General features: G+C 73.3%; 22 protein-coding genes. 15 read left to right on the top strand and 7 right to left on the bottom strand.

Annotated features, from left to right (window positions below):
• Nucleotides 1-10: 10 nt before the first annotated feature.
• Nucleotides 11-1,219, bottom strand: coding sequence for an acetyl-CoA C-acetyltransferase (locus AOM09_RS06200; protein ID WP_062385687.1), 1,209 nt, complete (start codon nucleotides 1,217-1,219; stop codon nucleotides 11-13).
• Nucleotides 1,220-1,245: 26 nt separating this feature from the next.
• The gene (locus AOM09_RS06205; protein ID WP_062385689.1) at nucleotides 1,246-2,433 is read right to left on the bottom strand and encodes an acyl-CoA dehydrogenase family protein; all 1,188 of its coding nucleotides are present in this window, start codon (nucleotides 2,431-2,433) and stop codon (nucleotides 1,246-1,248) included.
• 165 nt (nucleotides 2,434-2,598) lie between these two features.
• On the opposite strand from AOM09_RS06205, the gene AOM09_RS06210 reads away from it, so the two are divergent.
• The 11 genes from AOM09_RS06210 to AOM09_RS06260 all read left to right on the top strand — a co-directional run bounded on the left by AOM09_RS06210 (nucleotide 2,599) and on the right by AOM09_RS06260 (nucleotide 13,720).
• The gene (locus AOM09_RS06210; RefSeq protein ID WP_062385693.1) at nucleotides 2,599-3,387 is read left to right on the top strand and encodes an SDR family oxidoreductase; all 789 of its coding nucleotides are present in this window, start codon (nucleotides 2,599-2,601) and stop codon (nucleotides 3,385-3,387) included.
• On the top strand, nucleotides 3,384-4,586 hold the full coding sequence (locus AOM09_RS06215; RefSeq protein WP_062385695.1) for an acyl-CoA dehydrogenase family protein: 1,203 nt from the start codon (nucleotides 3,384-3,386) through the stop codon (nucleotides 4,584-4,586). Before AOM09_RS06210 ends, AOM09_RS06215 begins: the two co-directional genes overlap by 4 nt.
• On the top strand, nucleotides 4,583-5,605 hold the full coding sequence (locus tag AOM09_RS06220; protein WP_062385697.1) for a phosphotransferase family protein: 1,023 nt from the start codon (nucleotides 4,583-4,585) through the stop codon (nucleotides 5,603-5,605). The genes AOM09_RS06215 and AOM09_RS06220 overlap by 4 nt, the downstream gene beginning before the upstream one ends.
• Nucleotides 5,602-6,378 carry an electron transfer flavoprotein subunit beta/FixA family protein gene (locus tag AOM09_RS06225; protein WP_062385699.1) on the top strand — a complete coding sequence of 259 codons (777 nt, stop codon included), beginning with the start codon at nucleotides 5,602-5,604 and terminating at the stop codon, nucleotides 6,376-6,378. The genes AOM09_RS06220 and AOM09_RS06225 overlap by 4 nt, the downstream gene beginning before the upstream one ends.
• 10 nt (nucleotides 6,379-6,388) lie before the next feature.
• On the top strand, nucleotides 6,389-7,354 hold the full coding sequence (locus AOM09_RS06230; RefSeq protein ID WP_062385968.1) for an electron transfer flavoprotein subunit alpha/FixB family protein: 966 nt from the start codon (nucleotides 6,389-6,391) through the stop codon (nucleotides 7,352-7,354).
• Nucleotides 7,351-8,781, top strand: coding sequence for a cytochrome b/b6 domain-containing protein (locus tag AOM09_RS06235; RefSeq protein ID WP_082098897.1), 1,431 nt, complete (start codon nucleotides 7,351-7,353; stop codon nucleotides 8,779-8,781). Before AOM09_RS06230 ends, AOM09_RS06235 begins: the two co-directional genes overlap by 4 nt.
• Nucleotides 8,782-8,867: 86 nt before the next feature.
• The gene (locus AOM09_RS06240; RefSeq protein WP_062385704.1) at nucleotides 8,868-9,524 is read left to right on the top strand and encodes a GntR family transcriptional regulator; all 657 of its coding nucleotides are present in this window, start codon (nucleotides 8,868-8,870) and stop codon (nucleotides 9,522-9,524) included.
• The gene (locus AOM09_RS06245; protein WP_062385707.1) at nucleotides 9,521-11,053 is read left to right on the top strand and encodes an MmgE/PrpD family protein; all 1,533 of its coding nucleotides are present in this window, start codon (nucleotides 9,521-9,523) and stop codon (nucleotides 11,051-11,053) included. Before AOM09_RS06240 ends, AOM09_RS06245 begins: the two co-directional genes overlap by 4 nt.
• Nucleotides 11,054-11,061: 8 nt before the next feature.
• Complete coding sequence (gene prpB / locus AOM09_RS06250) at nucleotides 11,062-11,964, top strand: methylisocitrate lyase (protein ID WP_062385709.1); 903 nt, start codon at nucleotides 11,062-11,064, stop codon at nucleotides 11,962-11,964.
• A 50-nt stretch (nucleotides 11,965-12,014) separates the two neighbouring features.
• Nucleotides 12,015-13,190 (top strand): bifunctional 2-methylcitrate synthase/citrate synthase, encoded by a 1,176-nt coding sequence (locus AOM09_RS06255; RefSeq protein ID WP_062385711.1) that lies wholly within the window; start codon nucleotides 12,015-12,017, stop codon nucleotides 13,188-13,190.
• 62 nt (nucleotides 13,191-13,252) lie between these two features.
• Nucleotides 13,253-13,720 (top strand): hypothetical protein, encoded by a 468-nt coding sequence (locus AOM09_RS06260; protein WP_062385714.1) that lies wholly within the window; start codon nucleotides 13,253-13,255, stop codon nucleotides 13,718-13,720.
• A 35-nt stretch (nucleotides 13,721-13,755) separates the two neighbouring features.
• Here AOM09_RS06260 and AOM09_RS06265 read toward each other — a convergent pair whose 3' ends face one another.
• Nucleotides 13,756-14,637, bottom strand: a complete 882-nt coding sequence (locus AOM09_RS06265) for an NAD-dependent epimerase/dehydratase family protein (RefSeq protein ID WP_062385715.1) — start codon at nucleotides 14,635-14,637, stop codon at nucleotides 13,756-13,758.
• 85 nt (nucleotides 14,638-14,722) lie between these two features.
• On the opposite strand from AOM09_RS06265, the gene AOM09_RS06270 reads away from it, so the two are divergent.
• Nucleotides 14,723-15,310: a TetR/AcrR family transcriptional regulator gene (locus AOM09_RS06270; protein WP_062385717.1), complete on the top strand. Its 588-nt coding sequence runs from the start codon at nucleotides 14,723-14,725 to the stop codon at nucleotides 15,308-15,310.
• A 25-nt stretch (nucleotides 15,311-15,335) separates the two neighbouring features.
• Here the strand turns inward: AOM09_RS06270 and AOM09_RS06275 are convergent, their stop codons facing one another.
• Nucleotides 15,336-15,893, bottom strand: a complete 558-nt coding sequence (locus AOM09_RS06275; RefSeq protein ID WP_062385720.1) for a TetR/AcrR family transcriptional regulator — start codon at nucleotides 15,891-15,893, stop codon at nucleotides 15,336-15,338.
• A gap of 245 nt (nucleotides 15,894-16,138) precedes the next feature.
• Between AOM09_RS06275 and AOM09_RS06280 the strand changes: the two genes are divergently transcribed.
• The 3 genes from AOM09_RS06280 (at nucleotide 16,139) to AOM09_RS06290 (ending at nucleotide 18,600) form a co-directional block, all read left to right on the top strand.
• Nucleotides 16,139-17,692 (top strand): MFS transporter, encoded by a 1,554-nt coding sequence (locus AOM09_RS06280; RefSeq protein ID WP_082098898.1) that lies wholly within the window; start codon nucleotides 16,139-16,141, stop codon nucleotides 17,690-17,692.
• Nucleotides 17,693-17,811: 119 nt separating this feature from the next.
• On the top strand, nucleotides 17,812-18,108 hold the full coding sequence (locus tag AOM09_RS06285) for a hypothetical protein (protein ID WP_156162263.1): 297 nt from the start codon (nucleotides 17,812-17,814) through the stop codon (nucleotides 18,106-18,108).
• Between the two features lie 51 nt (nucleotides 18,109-18,159).
• A complete protein-coding gene (locus AOM09_RS06290; protein ID WP_062385723.1) occupies nucleotides 18,160-18,600 on the top strand; it encodes a hypothetical protein in 441 nt (146 codons plus the stop codon).
• Nucleotides 18,601-18,628: 28 nt separating this feature from the next.
• On the opposite strand, the gene AOM09_RS06295 is transcribed toward AOM09_RS06290, so the two are convergent.
• Genes AOM09_RS06295 through AOM09_RS06305 form a run of 3 tightly spaced genes read right to left on the bottom strand, consistent with a single transcriptional unit; the run spans nucleotide 18,629 to nucleotide 22,697 of the window.
• Nucleotides 18,629-21,391 (bottom strand): ABC transporter permease family protein, encoded by a 2,763-nt coding sequence (locus AOM09_RS06295; protein ID WP_062385725.1) that lies wholly within the window; start codon nucleotides 21,389-21,391, stop codon nucleotides 18,629-18,631.
• Nucleotides 21,388-22,125 carry an ABC transporter ATP-binding protein gene (locus tag AOM09_RS06300; protein ID WP_062385728.1) on the bottom strand — a complete coding sequence of 246 codons (738 nt, stop codon included), beginning with the start codon at nucleotides 22,123-22,125 and terminating at the stop codon, nucleotides 21,388-21,390. The genes AOM09_RS06295 and AOM09_RS06300 overlap by 4 nt, the downstream gene beginning before the upstream one ends.
• Entirely contained in the window at nucleotides 22,122-22,697 is a 576-nt protein-coding gene (locus tag AOM09_RS06305; RefSeq protein WP_062385730.1) for a PadR family transcriptional regulator, read from the bottom strand. The genes AOM09_RS06300 and AOM09_RS06305 overlap by 4 nt, the downstream gene beginning before the upstream one ends.
• Between the last annotated feature and the right edge of the window lie 19 nt (nucleotides 22,698-22,716).

Consider the following 22,716-nt stretch of genomic DNA (forward strand, 5'->3'; position numbering starts at 1 on the left):
CGTTCCCTTCTCAGACCCGCTCGATGATGGTCGCGACGCCCATGCCGGCGCCCACGCAGAGCGTGGCGAGGCCACGCGTGAGGTCCTGCCGCTCGAGCTCGTCCAGCAGCGTGCCGAGGATCATGGCGCCCGTGGCGCCGAGCGGGTGGCCCATCGCGATGGCGCCGCCGTTGACGTTGACCTTCGCGTGCGGGATCCCGAGCTCGCGCTCCCACCGCATCACCACGGACGCGAAGGCCTCGTTGAGCTCGAAGAGGTCGATGTCCTCCACGCCGAGACCCGCCTTCGCGAGCGCCTTCCGCGTCGCCGGCGCCGGTCCCGTGAGCATGATCGTCGGTTCGGAGCCGGTGACGGCCGCGGCGACGATGCGCGCCCGCGGCGTCAACCCCAGCCGTTCGCCGATCTCGGCGCTGCCGATGAGCATGAGCGCGGCGCCGTCGACGATGCCCGACGAGTTCGCGGCGGTGTGGACGTGGTCGATCCGCTCGACGTGGTGGTACCGCTGCATCGCGACCGCGTCGTAGCCCGCCTCGGCGCCCACGGCGGCGAAGGCCGGGCGCAGCGCGCCGAGCGACTCGACGGTGCCGCCGGGGCGGCGGTGCTCGTCGTGGTCGAGCAGCGTGACGCCGTTCATGTCCCGCACCGGCACCACGGAGCGCGCGAAGCGTCCCTCGGCCCATGCCACCTCCGCGCGGCGCTGCGACTCCACGGCGTACGCGTCGACGTCCTCGCGGGTGAAGCCCTCGAGCGTCGCGATGAGGTCGGCGCTGATGCCCTGGGGGACGAAGTGGAGGTCGTAGTTGGTGGTCGGGTCCTGCACGTAGGCGCCGCCGTCGGAGCCGAGCGGGATCTTCGACATCGACTCGACGCCGCCGGCGAGGATGAGGTCCTCGAACCCGCTCGCGACCTTCTGCGCCGCCGTGTTGACGGCCTCGAGCCCCGAGGCGCAGAAGCGGTTGAGCTGGACGCCTGCCACGGTCTCGGGGAGGTCCGCGACCAGCGCCGCGGTGCGGGCGATGTCCCCGCCCTGCTCGCCGATGGGCGACACGACGCCCAGCACGACGTCGTCGATGAGCCCCGGGTCGAGCGTCGGGTTGCGCGCCTCGAGGGCGTGGATCAGTCCCACCACGAGGTCGACGGGCTTGGTGCCGTGCAGCGCGCCGTCGCGGTTCCTCCCGCGCGGGGTGCGGACGGCGTCGTAGATGTATGCGTCAGCCATGGCTTCCTCTCACGGTTCCTTCCGGGTCACAGGCCGAGCCCCCGACCGACGATCTCCTTCATGATCTCGGTGGTGCCGCCGTAGATGGTGGTGATGCGAGCGTCCTCGTAGTCCCGCGCGATGCGGAACTCGCGGATGTAGCCGTAGCCGCCGTGCAGCTGCAGGCAGCGGCCCACCACGTCGACGTACTGCTCGGTGGTCCAGTACTTCGCGCCCGCGGCGTCCTCCGCGGTGAGCGTGCCGTCCCCCAGCCGCCGCAGGCAGTCGTCGATGTAGGAGCGGCTCACCCGCACGGCGGTGACCATGTCCGCGATCTCGAAGCGCGTGTTCTGGAACCGACCGATGGGCTGCCCGAACGCGTAGCGGTCCTTGACGTACCGGAGCGTGCGCTCGAGCACGCCCTCGCTCGAGGCGACGGCCGCGGCGGCGATCGACAGGCGCTCCTGCGCGAGGTTGCGCACCAGGCCGAAGAAGCCGCTGCCCTCGGGGCCGAGCAGGTTCGCGGCGGGCACGCGCACGCCCTGGAAGTGGATCTCGCTGGTGTCCTGCGCGTGCAGGCCCACCTTGTCGAGCTTGCGTCCGCGGGAGAAGCCGGGGGAGCCGGTGGGGATCACCAGGAGGCTGAGGCCGCGGTGAGGGTCCTCGCCCGTGCGCACCGCGGTGACCACCAGGTCCGCGTTCTGCCCGTTCGAGATGAAGATCTTCGAACCGGTCACGATGAAGTCGTCGCCGTCGCGCACCGCGGAGGTGCGGATGCCCGCCAGGTCGCTGCCCGTGCCCGGCTCGGACATCGCGACCGCGACGATGAGCTCGCCCGCCGCGATCCCCGGCAGCCAGCGCGCCTTCTGGTCGTCGTCCGTGAGGTCGGTGAAGTACGGGATGACGATGTCGTTCGACAGCGCGATCCCCGCCATGCCCGACGTCACGGGGTTGCGGGCGAGCTCCTCGCCCATGATCGCGTTGAAGCGGAAGTCGTCGGAGCCGCCGCCGCCGTGCTCCTCCGGGATGGAGAAGCCGAGTATGCCGGCCTCTGCCGCCTTGGTGAAGAGCCAGCGGTCGACCTTCCCTTCCTGGTCCCAGCGCTCGGCGTGGGGGCGGGCGTGCTGCTCGACGAAGGCCGCCACCATCGCACGGAACTGCTCGTGCTCCTCCTCGTAGAGGGAGCGAGGTCCGACGACCTCGGTCGACACGGCCCGGGTGCTCGTGGCGGTCATGCTGTCTCCGATCCTCGTTGATCTTGACGACGGATTTTTTATATCACATTAGAAATCGCGATGGCCAGACCTTGCGTCGCGAGCGATTCCCGCCATACTGAGGGCGGCAGATTCGAATCGTCGTTAAGCGGCATGCGCAACGGAGCGCGAGCGAAGGGGCGTGGGATGGTGGAGCCTGGTACCCAGCGGGACGATGCGGGCGGCCGCTTCGCGGGAAGGGTCGCCGTGGTGACCGGCGCCAGCCGGGGGATCGGGCTCGGCATCGCCCGGCGGCTCGCGGACGAAGGCGCCTCGCTCGTGCTCACCGCGCGCCGCATGGACGGTCTCGAGGAGGCCGCCGCGTCCATGCCGGCCGAGCGCGTGAGGCTGGTGGCCGGCCGGGCCCAGGACCCGGAGCATCGCGCCCGTGCGATCGACGTGGCCGTGCGCGAGCTCGGCGGCATCGACGTGCTGGTCGCCAACGCCGGCATCAACCCCGTGTACGGCCCGCTGCTGGGGCTCGAGCACGACGCGGCGCGCAAGGTGTTCGAGGTGAACGTGCTGGGCACGCTGGGATGGGTCCAGGCCGCGTGCGCCGCCGGTCTGGGCGATCGCGCTGACGCGGCGGTGCTGCTCATGTCCTCCGTCACCGGTGCGGTGCCCTCGCCCGGGATCGGCTGGTACGGCGTGAGCAAGGCCGCCGTCGCGCACCTCGCCGTGACCCTCGCGGTGGAGCTCGGGCCGCGCGTGAGGGTGAACGCCCTGGCGCCGGCCGTGGTGCGCACGCAGTTCGCGCGCGCGCTGTACGAGGGGCGCGAGGACGAGGTCGCCGCCCGGTACCCGATGCGGCGCCTCGGCCTGCCCGAGGACGTCGCCGCGGCCGCCGCGTACCTGTGCTCGACCGAGGCGTCGTGGATCACGGGGCAGGTGGTCACGCTCGACGGCGGGCTGCTCGCGGCCGGAGGCGCGGCATGAGCGGCGCCGAGGGCGCCGCGGAGCGGACGCGCCGGTTCGTGCGCGACGTGGTGGTCCCCGCCGAGCCCTCGGCCGGCATCGCGCTCGAGGCCGGCGCGCGCGCGAAGCTGCAGGCGCGGGCGCGCGCGGCGGGCGTCTTCGCACCCACGGTGCCGGAGCGGTTCGGCGGCCTCGGGCTGCCGCTGACCGCGTGGTCGGCCGTCCTGCAGGAGGCGGGCTACTCCCACCTCGGGCCCGCGGTGCTCAACTGCATGGCTCCCGACGAGGGCAACATGCTGCTGCTCGAGCGCATCGGCACGCCCGACCAGCACGAGCGCTTCCTGGCCCCGCTCGCGGCGGGCGAGACGCGGTCCTGCTTCGCGATGACCGAGCCGCACCCCGGCGCGGGTTCCGATCCCGCCGCGCTCGCCACGGTCGCGCATCGCATGGCGGGCGGGTGGCAGCTCGACGGCGAGAAGCGCTTCATCTCCGGTGCCGATGAGGCGGGCTTCGCGATCGTGATGGCCCGCACCCCCGAGCTGGGGGACGGGGCGGCATCGATGTTCCTGGTGCGGATGGATGCGCCCGGCGTCGTGCTGGGGCACGCGATCCGCACCCTGGAGACCGCGATCTCGGGTGGGCATCCGCACGTGAGGTTCGAGGGTGTGACGGTGCCCGAGAAGGATGTGCTCGGGGCGCCGGGCGAGGGCTTCCGGCACGCGCAGGTGCGGCTCGGTGCGGCTCGCCTCACCCACTGCATGCGCTGGCTCGGCCTCGCACGGCGTGCGCAGGACACGGCGCTGGACCGGGTGCGCTCGCGCGAGATGTTCGGCTCTCCGCTGGGCGAGCTGGGGCTCGCGCAGGGCCTGCTCGCCGACTCGGAGATCGACCTCGCCACGAGCGACGCGATCATCGCCCACGCGGCCGCGGCGCTGGTGCGGGACGGGCGCGAGGGTGCGACGGCATCGTCCATCGCGAAGGTCCACGTGTCCGAGGCGGTGGGTCGGGTCATCGACCGCGCCGTCCAGCTGTGCGGCGGCGACGGCGTCACGCTCGAGCTGCCCCTGCTGGCGTTCCTCAACGAGGTCCGCCCGTTCCGCGTGTACGACGGCTCGAGCGAGACGCATCGGTGGGCGATCGCGCGGCGCGCCGTCGGGCGCAGGCGCCGCGAGGTTCAGGACGGCGCCACCCCGCTCGATACGCCCGAGGGAGCCCGGTGATCCCGCTGCCGGTCGCACCGCTCGGTGCGTACCTCGACGGCCTCGGCGTGCCCCCAGGCGAGCTCGCGTGGCGGCGCATCGGCGACGGCCAGGCCAATCTCACGTACGAGGTGACCCGCGGCGGGCACACGATGGTGCTGCGCCGCGGCCCGCGCCCGCCGTTCCCGCCATCCGCGCACGACATGGTGCGCGAGGCGCGCTTCGTGCGGGCCGTCGGTGCCGCGGGCGTCCCGGTCCCGCGCGTGCGGGCCGTGTGCGAGGACGATGCGGTGCTCGGCGTCCCGTTCTACGTGATGGACCGCGTCGAGGGCCACGTGCTCACGGACGTGCTCCCGCCGGGGTTCGACGCGCCCGGCGCCTCCGCCGCGACCGTCGACGCGGCGGTCGACGCGCTCGCGGACCTCCATGCCGTCCCGCTCGAGGGCGACGTCGCCGCGCTGGGGCGGCCGGACGGCTACCTCGAGCGCCAGGTCCGGCGCTTCGCCCAGCTGTGGCCGCTCAACACGCGCCGCGATCTGCCGGCCGTCGCGCGGCTCGGCGAGCGCCTCGCCGACACGCTCCCGCCGGACGGGCGGCGCACGGTGGTCCACGGAGACTTCAGGCTCGGCAACCTCATGTTCGCCGCGCCAGGTGCGCTCGCGGCCATCCTCGACTGGGAGATGGCGGCGTTGGGCGACCCGCTCGCGGACCTCGGCTACCTGGTCGCCACGTACTCGGAGCGGGGTCGCGCCGCGACCCCCATGGACCTCACGCCCATCACCGCGGCCTCGGGGTTTCCCACCCGCGCCGACCTGGCGGCGCGGTACGCGGCCCGTACCGGAGCCGACCTGTCCGCGCTGGCCTGGTACGAGGCCCTCGCGCTGTGGAAGTCCGCGATCTTCTGCGAGGCGATGTACACGCGCTGGCTTGCAGGGGAGCGTCCCGACGATAGGTTTGCGCCAGGACTTGCCGACGGCGTGCCCGCGCTGGCGGACGCCGCGGACGAGGCGCTGTCACGGATGGAGAAGGGAAGCCCATGAGGATCCTGGTGCTGATGAAGGTGGTGCCCGACACCTACCGGGACCGGTCGCTGTCGGCCGAGACGGGCCTGATCGCCCGCGTGGCGGACGATGCGGTGCTCGACGAGATCGACGAGCGCGCCCTCGAGGTTGCGCTCGCCTACGCCGACGCGAACCCCGGCACGGAGGTGGTCGCGCTCACCATGGCGCCGGAGTCGGCACCCTCGAGCATCCGCAAGGCGCTCGCGATCGGCGCGACCGACGCGGTGCACGTGGTCGACGAGGCGCTCGTCGGCGCCGACACCATGCTTACTGCCGAGGTGCTCGCCGCGGCCGCGAGGCATGCCGGTTTCGACCTCATCGTCGCCGGCAACGCGTCGACCGACGGCGCGAGCGGCGCCGTCCCCGCCGCGATGGCCGAGCTGCTCGCGATCCCCGCCGCCACGTTCCTCGCCTCGGTCGAGATCACCGCCGAGGGCGTCAGCGGCGTGCGCGCCTCCGATGGTGCGGCCGTGAGCGTCACCGCGCCGCTGCCCGCGCTCGTGTCCGTGACCGAGCAGCTGCCGAGCGCTCGCTTGCCCAACTTCAAGGGCATCATCGCCGCCAAGAAGAAGGAGATCGGCACGCTGTCGCTGGCTGACCTGGGCGTCGATGCCGAGGACCCGGACAAGGCGCGCTCCATCATGATCGCGGCGAAGGAGCGCCCCGCGCGTGTCGCCGGCGTGAAGATCGTCGACACGGGCGACGCGGGCGAGCAGCTCGCCGCGTACCTGCTCGAGAACAAGCTGGTGTGAGGGGATGACCATGACCGACAACGCTCCGATCCTAGTGCTCCTCGACCGTGACGCCGACGGCGGCCTCGCCGCGTCGGCCGCCGCGCTGATGGGCGCCGCGTCCACGCTCGGCACGCCCGTCGCGCTCGTCGTGGGCGACGGCGCCGCCGACCTCGCCACCGTGGCCGGTGCGGCCGGTGCCGCCCAGGTGCTCACCGCCCCCGCGGGCACGCCTGGCGTCGGCGTGGTCGACGCGCTCGCGGCGGCCGCCGCGCACGTGCGCCCCGCCGCGGTGCTCGCCGCCCACTCGATCGAGGGTCGCGAGGCGGCCGCCCGCTACGCGGCACGCTCCCGCAGCGCGCTCGCCGTCGACGCCGTGGGCGTGTCCCGTGACGCCGAGGGCATCGTCGCGCACCACAGCGTCTTCGGCGGTACCTTCCTCGTCGATGCGGCGCCCACGTTCGGCGCGCCCGTCATCACCGTCCGCTCCGCCGCGATCGACGCGCGCGCCGCCGCCGTCGACGCGCCCGCCGTCGAGGAGCTCACGATCGAGCCCTCAGGTCTACCCGCAGTGACGGTCACCTCCGTCGAGCAGATCGTCGAGGAGTCCTCGCGGCCCGACCTGCGCACCGCCAAGACGGTCGTCTCGGGTGGGCGCGGACTCGAGTCCGCCGAGAAGTTCGCGCTCGTCGAGCAGCTCGCCGACGCCCTCGGCGCGGCGGTCGGTGCCTCCCGCGTCGCCGTCGACGAGGGATTCGTGCCCTCGTCGCACCAGGTCGGCCAGACCGGCGTGACCGTGTCGCCCGACCTCTACATCGCTCTCGGCATCTCCGGCGCGATCCAGCACCGCTCGGGCATGCAGACCTCCAAGACGATCGTCGTGGTCAACACCGATGGCGAGGCCCCGATCTTCGAGATCGCGGACTACGGCGTGGTCGGCGACGTGTTCGAGGTGGTGCCGCAGCTGATCGCCGCGCTCGAGGCTCGCAGGTCGTGACCAGGATCGTGCGGCGGGGCCTCCCGCGGGTGCCGGGCGGGGAGCCCTGGCCGCCCGCGCGCGAAGTCGTGTCCGCGGTGGACGATGCGCGGTTCGGCGCGGCAGCGCCCGTGACCGCCGCGGTGGTGATCGAGGAGGCCCCCGCGCCTTCGGTCCCCACCCCGGCGACCGTTGTCCTGAGCGAGGTCCCGCTGCGTCGCGGCCTGCCGCGCGTCGAGGGTGGTGAGCCGTGGCCCGCCGAGGGCTTCGCACCCGCCCGCTTCGGAGTGCCGGCGGAGGTCGTCACGACCGCAGCGGCGCCCGCCGAGGCTCCTGCGGCGATCGAGGCGCCCGCCGTCGCGTTCAGCGACGTGCCGCTGCGGCGCGGCTTGCCGCGCGTCGAGGGCGGCGAGCCGTGGCCCCCGGCAGGCTTCGCGCCGGCGTGGGCGGTCGTCGTCGCGCCCGACAGCGCGCCCGAGGCGGTCGCACCGGAGGCCGAGCCCGTGACCGCCTTGGCCGAGGCGCCCGCATCGTCCCCCGCACCCGACCCGATCCCGACGCCGCGCCGCATGGGTCGGGGCGGCCGCATCGCGGTCGCCCTGATCGCGCTTCTCGCCGTCGTGGCGGCGGTGGTGCTGGTCGCGCGCTGGCTCGTGACGCTCGACGGCGTGCAGGGCTTCCTCGCCGACTACCCGGGCACGTACGCGCTGCCCGAGGACGCGCCCGTGGGGATCCCGGCGTGGCTGTCGTGGCAGCACTTCTTCAACGTCTTCCTCATCGTGCTCATCGCGCGCACGGGCCTCATGGTGCGCCGCCAGCAGCGCCCCGAGGCGTACTGGGCGCCGCGGTCCGACCCCAAGGACCGCAGCAGCCTCATGTCCTGGACGCACCAGGCGCTCGACATCTTCTGGGTGGTCAACGGCGCGGTGTACCTCGTGCTGCTGTTCGCCACCGGGCAGTGGATGAGGATCGTGCCGACCAGCTGGGACGTCTTCCCGAACGCCGTCAGCGCGGTGCTCCAGTACCTGTCGCTCGACTTCCCGGCGCACGACAGCTGGGCCTACTACAACTCGCTCCAGCAGATCTTCTACTTCCTCGCCGTGTTCGTCGCGGCCCCGCTCGCGATCGCGACCGGCGTGCGCATGAGCATGTACTGGCGCGGGGGAGCGCGGTGGGACCGCGTCTACCCCAAGTCCGTCGCGCGCGCGCTGCACTTCCCCGTGATGATCTACTTCGTGGCCTTCGTCGTCGGTCACGTCGCGCTCGTCCTCACCACCGGTGCGCGCGCGAACCTGCAGCACATGTACGCGGCGAGCGACGGCGGGGGATGGCTGGGAGTGGTGATGTTCGTGATCTCGCTCGTGGTCATCGCCGGTGCGTCGTTCGCGCTGCGGCCGCTGTTCCTCGCTCCCGTCGCGGGCCGCTTCGGGTCGGTGACGAGCCGCTAGCGGTTTCTGTATACAGAACCCGCCCAACGGTGCTATGTTCGCTCCGTTGGGCGGGTTTCTGTATCCACTGACCGCGAGGAGGCGGCGTGAGAACCAGCGAGCGGGTCTATGAGGCGCTCCGGGGGGAGATCCTCGACGGAACCCTCGCGCCGGGCGTCCCGCTCGCGGAGATCGAGCAGTCGGAGCGCCTCGGCGTCTCGAGGACCCCGCTGCGGGAGGCGCTCTCGCGGCTCCAGGGAGACGGGCTCGTGGCGGCGCGCGGCGGACGCGGCCTCGTGGTCGCGGGACTGTCGCTCGAGGACGTCCGCTACCTGTTCGAGATCCGGGAGGCGCTCGAGGTCAAGGCCGCGGGCCTCGCGGCCCAGCGTCGGGACCCGGCCGTGTTCGAGGCCCTGCGCGAGGAGCTGCGGGGCGCGGGGGAGCAGCTGTCCGCCGGCGCGTCCCGCGTGGACTTCTACGCGCTCATCGCGCGCATGGACGCCGCGATCGACGAGGCCGCGGCGAACCCCTACCTGAAGGCCGCGCTCCGCAGCGTCCGCACCCACGTCGCCCGCCTGCGCCGCATCTCGAGCGACGACGAGTCCCGCCTGCGCGACGCGACGCAGGAGCACCTGCTCATCGTCGACGCGATCATCGAGGGCTCCTCGACCATGGCCGCGCACGCCACCGAGCTCCACCTCCACCGCAGCCTCACCAGCATCCTGCGCTCGATCGACGCCCGACCCGAGGAGAACCCCGCGTGAAGACGTACGTCGTCCGTGCCCACACGTCCGCCGAGGCGCTGCCTCGCTGGGAGCAGCTCGCCTGGCGGATCGCGGAGGTCGCCGCGGATCCCGCGCCCGTGACCCCGGACGTCGAGGACATGGTCATCAACCGGGTGATCGACAACGCCGCGGTCGCGGCGGCCTCGTACGCGCGCTCGGCCCCGTCCGCGGCGAGGGCCCAGGCGCTCGCGCACGGCGCATCGTCCGGCGGGCGGGGTGCGACGGTCTTCGGCGAGCCCCGCCGCACGCGCGTGAGCGCGGAGTGGGCGGCGTGGGCCAACGGCGTGGCGGTGCGCGAGCTGGACTACCACGACACGTTCCTGGCCGCCGAGTATTCGCACCCCGGGGACAACATCCCGCCCCTGACCGCCGTCGCGCAGCACGCCGGAGGCTGCGGCGTCACGGGGGAGGACCTGCTGCGCGGCATCGTCACCGCGTACGAGATCCAGATCGACCTGGTCAAGGGCATCAGCCTGCACCGGCACAAGATCGACCACGTCGCTCACCTCGGGCCGTCGGCGGCCGCGGGCATCGGCACGATGCTCGGGCTGGGCACCGAGACGATCTTCCAGTCGGTCGGGCAGGCGCTCCACACCACCACGGCGACGCGTCAGTCCCGCAAGGGGGAGATCTCCTCGTGGAAGGCCCACGCCCCCGCGCTGGCCGGCAAGCTCGCGATCGAGGCCGTCGACCGCGCGATGCGCGGCCAGACCTCGCCCACCCCCATCTACGAGGGCGAGGACGGCGTGATCGCGTGGCTGCTCGGCGGCTTCGACGCCTCGTACGAGGTGTCGCTCCCCGAGGCGGGGGAGGCGCGGCGCGCCATCCTCGACTCGTACACCAAGGAGCATTCGGCCGAGTACCAGTCCCAGGCGTGGATCGACCTCGCGCGCCGCCTCCACCGTGAGCGCCCCGACATCGCCGATCCCGAGCGCGTCCAGAGGATCGTGCTCGCGACCTCGCACCACACGCACTACGTCATCGGCTCGGGCTCGGGCGACCCGGAGAAGTACTCGCCGGAGGCCACCCGGGAGACGCTCGACCACTCGCTGCCGTACATCTTCACTGTCGCGCTGCAGGACGGCCGCTTCGATCACGAGGGCTCGTACGAGCCCGACCGCGCCGCCCGGCCCGACACCGTCGCCCTGTGGCGGCGCATCGTCACCACCGAGGACCCGGAGTGGACGCGGCGGTACCACTCGCACGATCCGGCGGAGAAGGCGTTCGGCGGGTCGATCGAGGTGACGTTCACGGACGGCAGCGTGTACCGGGACTCGATCGCGGTCGCCGATGCGCACCCGCTCGGCGCCCGACCGTTCGCCCGCGCCGACTACGTGCGGAAGTTCCGCACGCTCGCCGAGGGGGTGCTCGAGGAGCCAGAGATCGAGCGCTTCCTCGACGCCGCCCAGCGTTTGCCCTCCCTCGCTCCCGAGGAGCTGGGCGACCTCACGTTCACCGTGTCCGACGCCGTCAGGGGCGCAGCGCCGGCGCCTCGCGGACTCCTGTAGGGGGACCGATGCTCTACGCGACCACCACGCCCGCCGCGAGGCGCGAGGCCTTCCGTGCGCGCCTCGCCACGGGCGAGCTGCTGCGCATGCCGGGCGCCTTCAACCCGCTGTCCGCGCGTCTGATCGAGCGGCGCGGCTTCGAAGGCGTGTACGTCTCGGGCGCGGTGCTCTCGGCCGACCTGGGGCTGCCCGACATCGGGCTCACCACGCTCACCGAGGTCGCCGGCCGCACGCGCCAGATCGCGCGCATGACGGAGCTGCCCGTGCTGGTCGATGCCGACACGGGCTTCGGCGAGCCGATGAACGTCGCGCGCACCGTGCAGGAGCTCGAGGACGCCGGGGTCGCGGGCCTTCACATCGAGGACCAGGTCAACCCGAAGCGCTGCGGCCACCTCGACGGCAAGGAGGTGGTCGGGCTCGACGTCGCGGTCAACCGCATCCGTGCCGCGGTCGACGGGAGGCGCGACCCGAACCTGCTCATCATGGCGCGCACCGACGTGCGCGGGGTCGAGGGGCTGTCCGCGGCCGTCGACCGCGCGCGAGCGCTCGTGGACGCGGGTGCGGACGCGATCTTCCCCGAGGCCATGGCCACGCTCGAGGAGTTCGCGGCGATGCGTGCCGCCGTCGACGTGCCGATCCTCGCCAACATGACCGAGTTCGGGAAGTCCGAGCTGTTCACGGTCGAGGCGCTGCGGGACGTCGGGGTCAACGTCGTGATCTGGCCCGTGTCGCTGCTGCGGCTCGCCATGGGCGCCGCGATGCGCGCGCTCGACACGCTGGACGCCGACGGCACCCTCGCCCCGCACGTCGGCGAGATGCAGCACCGCGCCGAGCTCTACGACCTCCTCGACTACGAGGGCTACAGCCGCCTCGACTCGGACATCTTCACCTTCACCGTCGTCAAGGACTGACGGCGCCGCACGCCCCGACCCTCGCAGAGCCCCATCACGAAGGAGTGATCATGAGCGACAGCCCCGAGATCAGGAAGGGCCTGGTAGGCGTGGTCGCGGACCGCACCGCCGTGTCCCAGGTCAACGTCGAGACCAACTCGCTGCTCTACCGGGGCTACCCGGTGCAGGAGCTCGCCTCGATGTGCTCGTTCGAGGACGTGGTGCATCTGCTGTGGAACGGGGACCTGCCGAGCGCGGAGGAACGGGAGCGGGCGCTCGCCCTCGAGCGCACGCATCGTGACCTCGGCGATCGGCTCATGGGCGTGATCGAGAGGCTTCCCGACTCGGCCCATCCGATGGACGTGCTCCGCACCGCGGTGAGCGTCCTGGGCGGCGAGGACCCGACGGCGTGGACCGCCGACCCCGACGAGATCCGCGAGAAGGCGCTCGTGCTCATCGCGAAGGTCCCGGCGGTGGTCGCGTACATCCAGCGCCACCGGCGCGGGCTGCCCATCGTCCCGCCGCGCGAGGACCTGGGGTACGCGGCCAACTTCCTGTGGATGACGTGCGGCGAGGAGCCCGACGAGGTGGTGAGGAAGGCCTTCGACGTCTCGATGACGCTCTACGCCGAGCACAGCTTCAACGCCTCCACGTTCACCGCGCGCGTGGTGACGTCGACGCTGTCCGACTACTACAGCGGCGTGGTGGCGGCGATCGGCGCGCTCAAGGGACCCCTGCACGGCGGCGCCAACGAGGCGGTGATGCGGACCTTCGACGAGATCGGCTCGGCCGCGAACGTGGGGGCGTGGCTCGACGAGGCGCTCGGTCGGAAGCGCAAGATCATGGGATTCGGCCACCGCGTGTACAAGCGCGGCGACTCGCGCGTGCCCACCATGAAGGCGGCGCTCGACACGCTGGTCGCGCACGCCGAGCGCCCCGACATCGCGGAGCTGTACGACGCCCTCGAGGCGGAGTTCGTGGCGCGCAAGGGCATCTATCCCAACCTCGACTACCCGTCGGGCCCGGCGTACCACCTCATGGGCTTCGACACGGAGCTGTTCACTCCCATCTTCGTGGCGTCCCGCATCGCCGGCTGGACCGCGCACATCCAGGAGCAGCTCGCGGACAACGCCCTGATCCGGCCGCTCTCGGCGTACGACGGGGTGGGGGAGCGGCACATCCCCGGGTACGTGGCGTCCGCCGATGCGGTGGCCGCGGCGACCCGCCAGGAGGAGATGGCCGGCTGACCTCGCGGTACTTGGGTCTCCTTGCTGCTAGGTTCGCGCTCGACGGACGGAGGACGAGCGCGATGGACATGTGGCTGGTGGGCGGCGTGCTGAACTTCCTGCTCGGCCTGCTCGAGCTCGGCCCCAGCCCTCGACGCCTCGCGAAGGAGCGCGCGCGAGGAGTCCTCGTCGCGCACACCCGGGTCGCCGCCGGCACGGTCCCGGGGCTCAAGCCCTTCTGGGAGTCGAAGCCACGCTGGCGCGTCGAGCTGGGCGAGCTGTGGCGTCGCGACCGGATGATCGCGGTGGTCTCCGTCGACGAGGGCTCGCGCCGTCCCACCCCTGTCGAGGAGCAGATGCTCGGCACCTCCATGGGCGACGCGATGGCCGGTCCGCCGCTCGATCTGCCGGAGGCGGCGCTCGCCGCGCCCCTCGTCGTGGTGACCGTGCGCACGCACGATGCCGCCATCGAGATCGCGCTCGATCCGCGCGACGAGCGGTGGTTCCGCGACCGCCTCGCGGGGGTGAGCGCCGCGCCGTCGGCCCCGTGACACGGGCCGCTCGCCGGGCTCGGCGAGCCCGCGGGTCAGGCCCGAAGGAGCTCGAGGTCCTCGAGCAGGCTCGGGTGAGTCGGCTCCCAGCCCAGCTCCGCGCGGGTGCGCGCGCTCGATGACGGCTGATCCGCCGCGAACACGGGACCGACCGGGCCGAACATCTCGACGGGACGCGGCTCGACGGGCAGGCCGAGCCGGCGCCCGATGACCGCGACGATGTCGCGTACCGTGTCGCCCTCGTCCGCGACGGCGTGCCAGACGCCGCCCGCCGGCGAGCTCTCGAGGGCGATCCGGAACAGGGCCGCCGCGTCGGCCGCGTGGACCGCCGGCCAGCGCTGCGTGCCGTCGCCCGGGTACGCCACGACGCCGGACTGCCGGGCCATCCCGGTCAGGATGCCCGCGAAGCCGCCGGTGCCGTCCGCGTGCACGGTGCGCGGGAGGCGGACCGCCGCGCTGCGCACCCCGCGCGAGGCGAGGCCGAGCGCGCGGTTCACCGAGGCGCCGCGGCCGCCCACGGGCCCGACGACCGGCATCGGGTCCTCCTCGGTCGAGGCGCGCCCGGGCACGCCCGGCGTCCCGGCGACGGTCACCAGGGGCTTGTCGGTTCCGATCAACGCCTCGCCGACGGCCGCGAGCGCGGCGGCCTCCTCCTCGACGTTCGCGGCCAGGGCCTCCGGTGAGCCGAAGTCGTTGCCGAACGCCAGGTGGATGACGCCGTCGGCCTCGGCTGCGGCGGCGCGCAGCACGACGAGATCGGCGAGCGAGCCGCGGATCACGGCGCAGCCCGCGGCCTCGGCCGCGGAGGCGGACGCGTCCGAGCGGGCGAGCGCGGTCACGGTGTGCCCCGCCGCGAGCAGCTCGGCGACGACCGCCGAGCCGATCAGTCCGGTACCGCCGGTGATGAAGACGCGCATGGGAGACCTCCGGGAAGTGATGCGACAGTTGTTCCATCACGGTAACACGTGATGCGACAGGTGTCGCATCGGCTAGGGTGGGGGCATGGCCCGATGGAAGCCCGATGCCCGCCAGCGCCTCGTCGTCGAGGCGCTCACGCTGTTCGCCGAGCAGGGCTACGACGAGACCACGGTCGCGCAGATCGCCGAGCGCGCCGGGCTGACCCGCAGCACCTTCCATCGCCACTTCGCGGACAAGCGCGACATCCTCTCCGCGGGGCACGAGACCCTGAGCCGCCTGCTCGCCGAGGGGGTCGCCGAGGCGCCCGCCGACGCCGCGCCGCTCGACGCTGTCGCCGCGGGCCTGGATCGCGCATCGTCCTCCATGACCACCTTCAACCGCGAGCTCAGCCACCTCATCGAGGCGGCCATCGCCGCCAACGACGAGCTGCGGGGCCGCAATGCGATGAAGGCCGTGGGGATGTCCGCGGCGATGGACGATGCGCTGGTCGCCAGGGGGGTCGCGGCTCCGGTCGCGCGGCTGGCGGCGGAGATGGGCGTCGTCGCGTTCTCGACCGGGTTCCAGCGTTGGGTGGATCCCGCCGTGGACGATGCGCCGGGGGAGCTGCGCGACCGCACCGCCGCCGCCTTCGCGGAACTGCGCGCGGCCGCGGCGATGCTCGCCGACGGCTGAGGGGGCGGGAGGCGCCGGGTCCCGCCTAGCGGACCAGGTCCTCGGCGATCGCGAGCGCGGCCGTCTCGCGTTCGGCCGCCGTGCCGCCCAGATCGTTGCCGGGCTTGTTGGCGATGAGCACCGCCATGATCGCCATGCGGATGCGCAGGCGGTCCTCGATGGACGCGTCGGCGGGCTGGGCGGCCTCCCACAGGCGCACCTTGAGGTCGTGCACCAGGCCGGTCCCGAGGTTCTGGAGCGCGACCTCGTTCTGCTGGACGCATCGCATGACGTCGCCGGGCACGCCGTGGGTGACGGCGGCGAGCCGGCGGATCATCTCGAGGCGTCGCTCCCGGGTCGACGGCTCCGCGCGCATCCAGGCGATGAGCGCGTCGAGCTCGGTGGAGGCCGCCGCGAGCAGGGACTCGAGGATCTCGTCCTTCGACTTGAAGTGGTAGTACAGCGCGGCCTTCGTCACGCCGAGGTCCTCGGCGATCTCGCGCAGCGACGTCTGGTCGTAGCCGTTCTCGGTGAAGCGCTCGAGCGCGACCTCCTGGATGCGCTCACGCGTATCGCCGCGGCGGCGGGTCGGGGTCTCGGTCATGGCTTCCTCTCCGGGCCGTCGTCGACGGATCGATGCATTTAACTTGACGACCGGTTAGTTCCACTATAGCGTCGTAGCCGTAACTTACCGGGCGGCTAGGAAGTGCTCAAGGGACGATCGTCCCCGAGCGGGCCCGCCCCTCGTCCCCACGGCCCCCGCGGCCTGGCACCGGCCCTCGCGGGCCCCATGGCACCGACGCCCTCGCGGCATCGTCATGCCTCGAGGTGCGCACACGAAAGGCAATCATGGACTCCACCCCCGATCCCCGCCGCTGGTGGGGCCTGGCCGCGATCGGCCTGGCACAGCTGATGGTCGTGCTCGACATGACCATCGTCAACATCGCGCTTCCCACCGCGCAGGCGGACCTCGGCATCTCCGACGCCGACCGACAGTGGGTCATCACGGCGTACACCCTCGCCTTCGGCGGGTTGCTGCTGCTCGGCGGCCGGCTCGGCGATGTGTTCGGCCGCAAGCAGGTCCTCATCACCGGGCTCATCGGCTTCGCCGTGGCCTCGGCCTTCGGCGGCGTCTCGCAGACGTTCACGATGCTGATCGTCGCCCGCGCCCTCCAGGGTGTGTTCGCCGCGCTGCTCGCGCCGGCCGCGCTGTCGATGCTCAACGTCACGTTCACCGATCCCAAGGAGCGTGCCCGCGCGCTCGGCGTCTACGGCGCGATCGCCGGCGGCGGCGCGGCGCTGGGCCTCATCCTCGGCGGCACCCTCACGCAGTACCTCGACTGGCGCTGGACCCTCATGGTCAACGTGCCCATCGCGGTGGTCGCGGTCATCGGCGCGTCGCTGTTCCTCCACAACCACGGCGTCGAGGGGATCCGCACGCGCCTCGACATTCCGGGTGCGCTGCTCGCGACCGGCGGCGTGCTGTCGATCGTCTTCGGCCTGTCGGAGGCGGAGCAGGACGGCTGGACGTCGGCGCTCGTGCTGTCGATGCTCGCGCTCGGCGCGGTGCTGCTCGCCGTCTTCGTCGTCGTCGAGCGCCGCACGCCGCACGCGCTGCTCCCGCTCCACCTGCTGCGCGACCGCAACCGGGTGGGCGCCCTCGCGGCGGTGGGCCTCACGCAGATCGGCATGTTCGGCGTGTTCCTGTTCCTCACGTACTACATGCAGGGAATCCAGGGGTACTCGCCGCTCAAGACGGGCGTCTCGTTCCTGCCCATGGTGCTCGGCATGATGACCGGTGCCGTCGGCATCTCCGCGCGGTTCCTGCCGCGCGTGGGTCCGCGTCGCCTCATGCTCCCCGGCATGCTCATCGCCGCCTCCGCGCTGGCGTTCCTCACGCAGATCGACGTCGACTCGACGTACTGGGTCCACGTGTTCCCCGGCCTGCTGTTCCTGGGCCTCGGCATGGGCATGACGTTCATGCCGTCGATGGCCACCGCGACCGGCGGCGTGCGCGGGACCGATGCGGGAGTGGTCTCGGCGACGCTCAACACCACCCAGCAGGTGGGCGGCTCGATCGGCATCGCGCTCCTCAACACGGTCGCGGCGACCGCGACCGCCAACTGGATCACCGACCACGGCGCGACCACCCCCGCCGAGATGGCCGAGGCGACTGTTCAGGGATTCTCGACCGCGATGTGGATCTCGGTGGCGGCCGTGCTGCTCGCGGCGCTGACGGCCGCGATCCTGGTGCAGTCGCGTTCTATGGCCGGGGGCGCGCACGGCGCCGAGGCCGTGCCGGCCGTCGCGTCCGCGGGCGAGGCGGTCTCCGGCGCCGACGAGGCCGCGATCCCCGCAGCGGCGACCGCCGGCCCCGGCGACGAGGACCCCGAGCGCTCCTGACGCATCGTCCGTCTCGGCACCGCTCGGCGCCCGCTCCCTCACGGGGGCGGGCGTCCTGCGTCCGGGCGACACCCGAACTGGGGATGGCGTCTACCGCGCCGACGTGCCAGGGTATGGCCATGTCTGCCAGTGAGAATGCGCCGTCCGGAGTCCCGTTCACCTTCGCGTCGAACCTCGGACTCGGGCTCGTGCTGCTCATCGTCGGGAACATGGTGACCACGCTCGGGGCGCTGTCCGGCGTGCCGGTGCTCGCGGTGATCGGCGCCGTGGTGGCGTTCGTGGGCCTCGTGCTCACGGTGAGCGCCGTGACACGTCAGGCGTCCGCCATCGAGGCCATCGCGGCCAAGCTCGACGTCGCACGTCCCGCGAGCGCGCCGCCGCAGCGGTCCAACGCGGAGTTCTTCGGCCAGAAGTAGTCCTGCTCGCGTGCCGCATCGGCGTGCGCTCATGTGAAGGGGAGGGCGCCCGTGGCGCTGGAGAAGTCGGCCGCCGACAGGATCGGCGATGGCGCGCTCAACGCGTTCGTGTGGGGGCCGCTGATCGGCGCGGTCGGGTACGGCATCGCGGCGCTGCTCCTCGGGACGGGGAGCGGGTTCGGACTGGTGATCGGGGCCGTCGCGGCGCTCATGGGAGTCGCGGTCGCGCTGACCGGGATGCTCGAGCTCATCGCGGGGGTCCGGGCGCTCGTCGCTCGCGTCGACCACTCGTCCGCCGTCGCGGCGGCATGGCACTCGGCGCAGTTGGCCGCGACGCGCGAGACGGAGGCGTCCGAGCGTGCCGCGGCGCGCGCGGAGCGCGGACCGATCACCGCACCCAAGCCCGAGGTGCCGTCGCGGGGGACGCGCGTCATCCCCGAGCAGACGGGCGAGGTCATCGACTGGGGCGACGGCGGGTTCCCGAAGGTCTGAACGGGAGCGGCGCGGAGCCTCGGCCGTCTCAGGCCGCGAGGCGGTAGTGCAGCGGCGTCGGCGGCCGTGTGACCGTCCACGCGAGCGCGCCCGCCGCGACCGGCGCGCCGAGCAGCGTCGCCACGAGCAGAGCCCACGGCGGCGAGAAGGACACATCGACCCACGACCGGGTGTCGACGGTGACCCACCTGAGGGCCAAGGCGAGGCCGATCGCCCCGGCGACGCCGACGATCAGCGCGCCTTGCCACGCGGCGACGGCGCGCGACAACCCGGGCGATGCGCCGAGCGAGGCGAGCGTGAAGTCGTCCCGCCGGGCGTCGGTGCGCGCGAGGCCCAGCGCGACCGCCGTGCACCCCAGGGTGAACAGCGCGACGATGCCGACCGTCGCCCAGGCGACGGCGGGGCTCAGCGCAAGGCTCGCGCCGCCGCTCTCCACCGACGAGTAGGGGAGCTCCCCGGTCGCCCGTGTGATGGCGCCGTCGAAGGCCGCCTGCTGGGCGGGCGTGATCGGATCGGGCGCATCGACGATGAGCCGCGACGGCACCACAGGCCACCCGACCCGTGCAGCGGCTGCGGGCGAGAGGACGACGAGGGTCCCGCCGGCGCGATAGGCGCTCGGCTGGTACGCGGCGTCGAGCACGATGCGTGACTCCGGCTCGACGCCGAGGTCGGCGTAGATCGCGGCCGAGGGGTCGAACATCCCCACGGTGAGCGTGTCGCCGTCGAGCATCGTCGGTGCGAGCACCACGGCACCGCCGCTGTCGAGCGCTGCGCGGGCCTCGCTCGACGGTGTCTCGTGGATGAGGGTCTCCAGCAGGCGGGCGTCGCCGACGGCGGCGGCGCCGATCCACGGCCCGACCTCGTGCGCAAGCCCGTCGCAGCGGGGATCGGTGGCGAGCTCGCGTGCCGACATGACTCCGGGCTCCCCCACGAAGTCCGGGCAGACGCGTGCGATCGGGACCAGGACGTACGGCACGGTCGCCGACGGATCGGCGAGCTGATCGGCCTGCGCCCAGCCGTCGACGATGGTGACGTCGGCGTCGGGCAGCGTGGCGCGCACCGCGTCCGCAGCGGGGCGCGCGAGCGGGGCGGGGTCGGCGTCGCTCGTCGTGACCTGGACCAGCGCGTCGCCGATCGGGACGTCGGGGAGCCACTGTGACTCGACCGCGGCCTGGTCGCGATCGAGCGTCAGGAGAGTGGCGCCTCCGAGCGCGGCGACGAGGGCGACCGCGGCGACCACGGGAACCGTCCGCCCGGTGTGGCGTGCGGCGTCGCGCGCGGCGATGCGTGCCGAGACGCCGAGCGCACCCGCGACTCGAGCGATCGCGCGGAAGGCCGGTGCCGTGAGCAGGGTCGCGCCCGCGAACCCTGCCATCGCGCCGAGCGACGCCAGCCACCAACCGCGGGTGGCGGCGGCGCGCGCCTCCGCGCCCCTGGCGTCGAGGCCCAGGTTGAGCGTGGTGGCCGCGACCGCGAGCACGGCGATCGCCGCCGCGACCAGGACGGCGCCGACCACGCCGGGCCAGCGCCGGACGCGGGGCGGTCGTTGACTGCCCCGCAGGACCGCGACCGGGTCGATCCGGGATGCCGACAGGGCCGGGAGGAGCGACGCGGCCGTGCCGGCGAGCGCCCCGTAGCCCACCACCGCGAGCGTGTGCCACCAGATGACGTGATAGCCCCACACGGTGGCCGGGTCGGTCGCCCCGTCCCAGTGCCGAAGGAAGGCCACCCACGACACGCCGAGCACGACCCCGAGCGTGGCGCCGGCCGCGCCTCCCGCGAGCCCCAGCCAGAACCCGCGTGCGGCGCCCATGGCTACGAGGCTGCCGCGCGTGGCGCCCGTCACCGCGACCAGCGCGCGTTCGCGCAGCTGGGCCCGGAACGTCACCGCGAATCCCGCACCGGCGAGCAGCATGACCGCGAGCACGCCGACCGCGCCGGTGGCGATCAGCGCGGCGCCGGCCGAGTCCTGCTCGCCGGCCGGGACGGCCAGGCCCGAGGCCAGGATCTCGGCGCGCGACTCCACCACCAGGCCCGTGTCGTTGAGCCCACGGACGGTATCCCAGCCCACGGGCGACCCGACCAGGTACCACGCGTGCGTGGCCGAGGACGGGTCGACGCCCGTGGCGCCGAGTGGGGCGAAGACGGCTTCCGCGGCGTCGCTCCCGCGCCACCGCATCGTGCCCACGACGGTCACGGTCCGGGCGGAATCGGTGACGGTGATCGCGTCGCCCGTCGCAAGATCGAGCGTCTCCGCGAGCCCCGGCGACACCATGGCCTCGGACGCCGTCGTCGGCGCGCGCCCGGAGAGCACCTCGTAGGGACCCGCGAGCGCGTCGGCCCACGGCTCGCCCTCGACGACGGTCGCGCGGGCCAACGATCCGCCGGCCTCCACGACGACGGGTCCGGCGGTGCTGACACGGAGGTACGGCGCGCCGTCGGGGAGGGCGGCCTCGACATCGGCGGGTCCGAGCAGGTCGAGCCCCTCGGCCATGCCGTCGCCCTCGAGGGTCTCGGGGGAGTAGTCCCACGACCACGGATCGTCAGGCGACTGGATGATGGGTGCGCCGGTGGTGTCGCCGACCGATACCCGTGCCTCGGTGCGGCCCAGCTCGGCCGCGAGACGTTCCTCGACGGTCGGCGTCTGGCTGGCCAGCGCGATCGACACCAGCATGACCGCCGCCGAGGGCAGCGCCACCAGGGACGCGACCAGAGCGCCGCTGCGCGGGTCGGCACGAAGCTCGCGCCGGACCAAGCCGAGCGCGGCGCGACCACGCCGGAGCGCCCTCACTGGACCCCTCCAGAGAGGAGAGACTCGGGTCGGGCGGCGCGGGTCTCGTCGACGATGCGGCCGTCGCCCAGGTACACGATGCGGTCGGCCCAGGCCGCGTGGCGCGCGTCGTGGGTGACGAGCACCACCGCGGCGCCCTCGTCCGCACGCTCCCTGAGCGCCTCCAGCACGTGCTCGCCGGTGACGGAGTCGAGCGCACCGGTCGGTTCGTCGGCGAGGAGAAGCCGACGCTCGCCGACGATCGCGCGCGCGATCGCGACACGCTGGCGCTGGCCGCCCGACAGCTCGTCGGGGAAGGACCGGGCGCGCTCGCGCATGCCGAGCGTCGCGAGTGCGCGGCGTGCCTCGGACCTCGCGGTGGCGGTCGAGGCGCCTCCGAGATCGAGGGGGAGCGCCACGTTCTCCAGCGCGGTGAGCGAGGGCAGGAGGTTGAAGTCCTGGAACACGAAGCCGATCACCTCGCGGCGCACGGCCGCGAGGCGGCGCGTGCTCAGCGTCGCCAAGGGCCTGCCGGCGACCTCGACCTCGCCCGAGGTCGGCGCGAGCAGGCCGCCTGCGATCGCGAGCAGCGTCGACTTGCCCGAGCCCGAGGTGCCCATGACCGCGACCATCTCGCCCCCGTGGACGTCGAGCGACGCGCCCGTGAGAGCGGCGACCGCCGCCTCGCCCGCGCCGTACGTCTTGGCGACGTCGCGCAGGCGGAGGACCGGTGAGGCGTCGGGCGCGGCGGTCATCGCGCGGCCTCCGCCTCTGACGCGGCGACCGAGCGGCGGGGTGCTGCCGCGGGGAGCCCCGCCTTGCTGCGCGTCAGCGAAAGCCGCTGCTCGGTGTGATCGAGCCACCGGATCTCCGCCTCGGCGCGGAAGATCAGCGCGTCCGCGACCAGGTCCCACGCGGCGTCGGTGCTCGCCCGCTTGGTGCGGTTGAGCTCCTGGAGCGATGTCATGACCGCGCGCCTCTGCTCGTGGATGACGGCGCCTGCGTCGACCCCGGGAGAGGTGACGGCGAGCGCGATCTTGAGCGCCACATCGTCCCGGCCCACGTTGGCGACCGGGACGGGTGTCGCCCACCACGCGCCCACCTCGGCGCGTCCGGCCTCCGTGAGCGCGTAGCGGACCTGGCGCTCGTCGCCTGCCGCGGCGCGCAGCACCAGCCCGTCGCGCTCGAGCCGCTCGAGGGTGCTGTACACCTGTCCCACGTTGAGCGGCCAGACGCCGCCGGTGCGCTGCTCGAACTCGGCGCGGAGCTCGTATCCGTAACGGTCACCGTCGCCGAGCAGGACCAGGAGCGAATGCTTGACCGACATCACTTCCCCCTTGCATATC

The organism is Demequina iriomotensis, assembly GCF_000971395.1.
Taxonomy (GTDB): domain Bacteria; phylum Actinomycetota; class Actinomycetes; order Actinomycetales; family Demequinaceae; genus Demequina; species Demequina iriomotensis.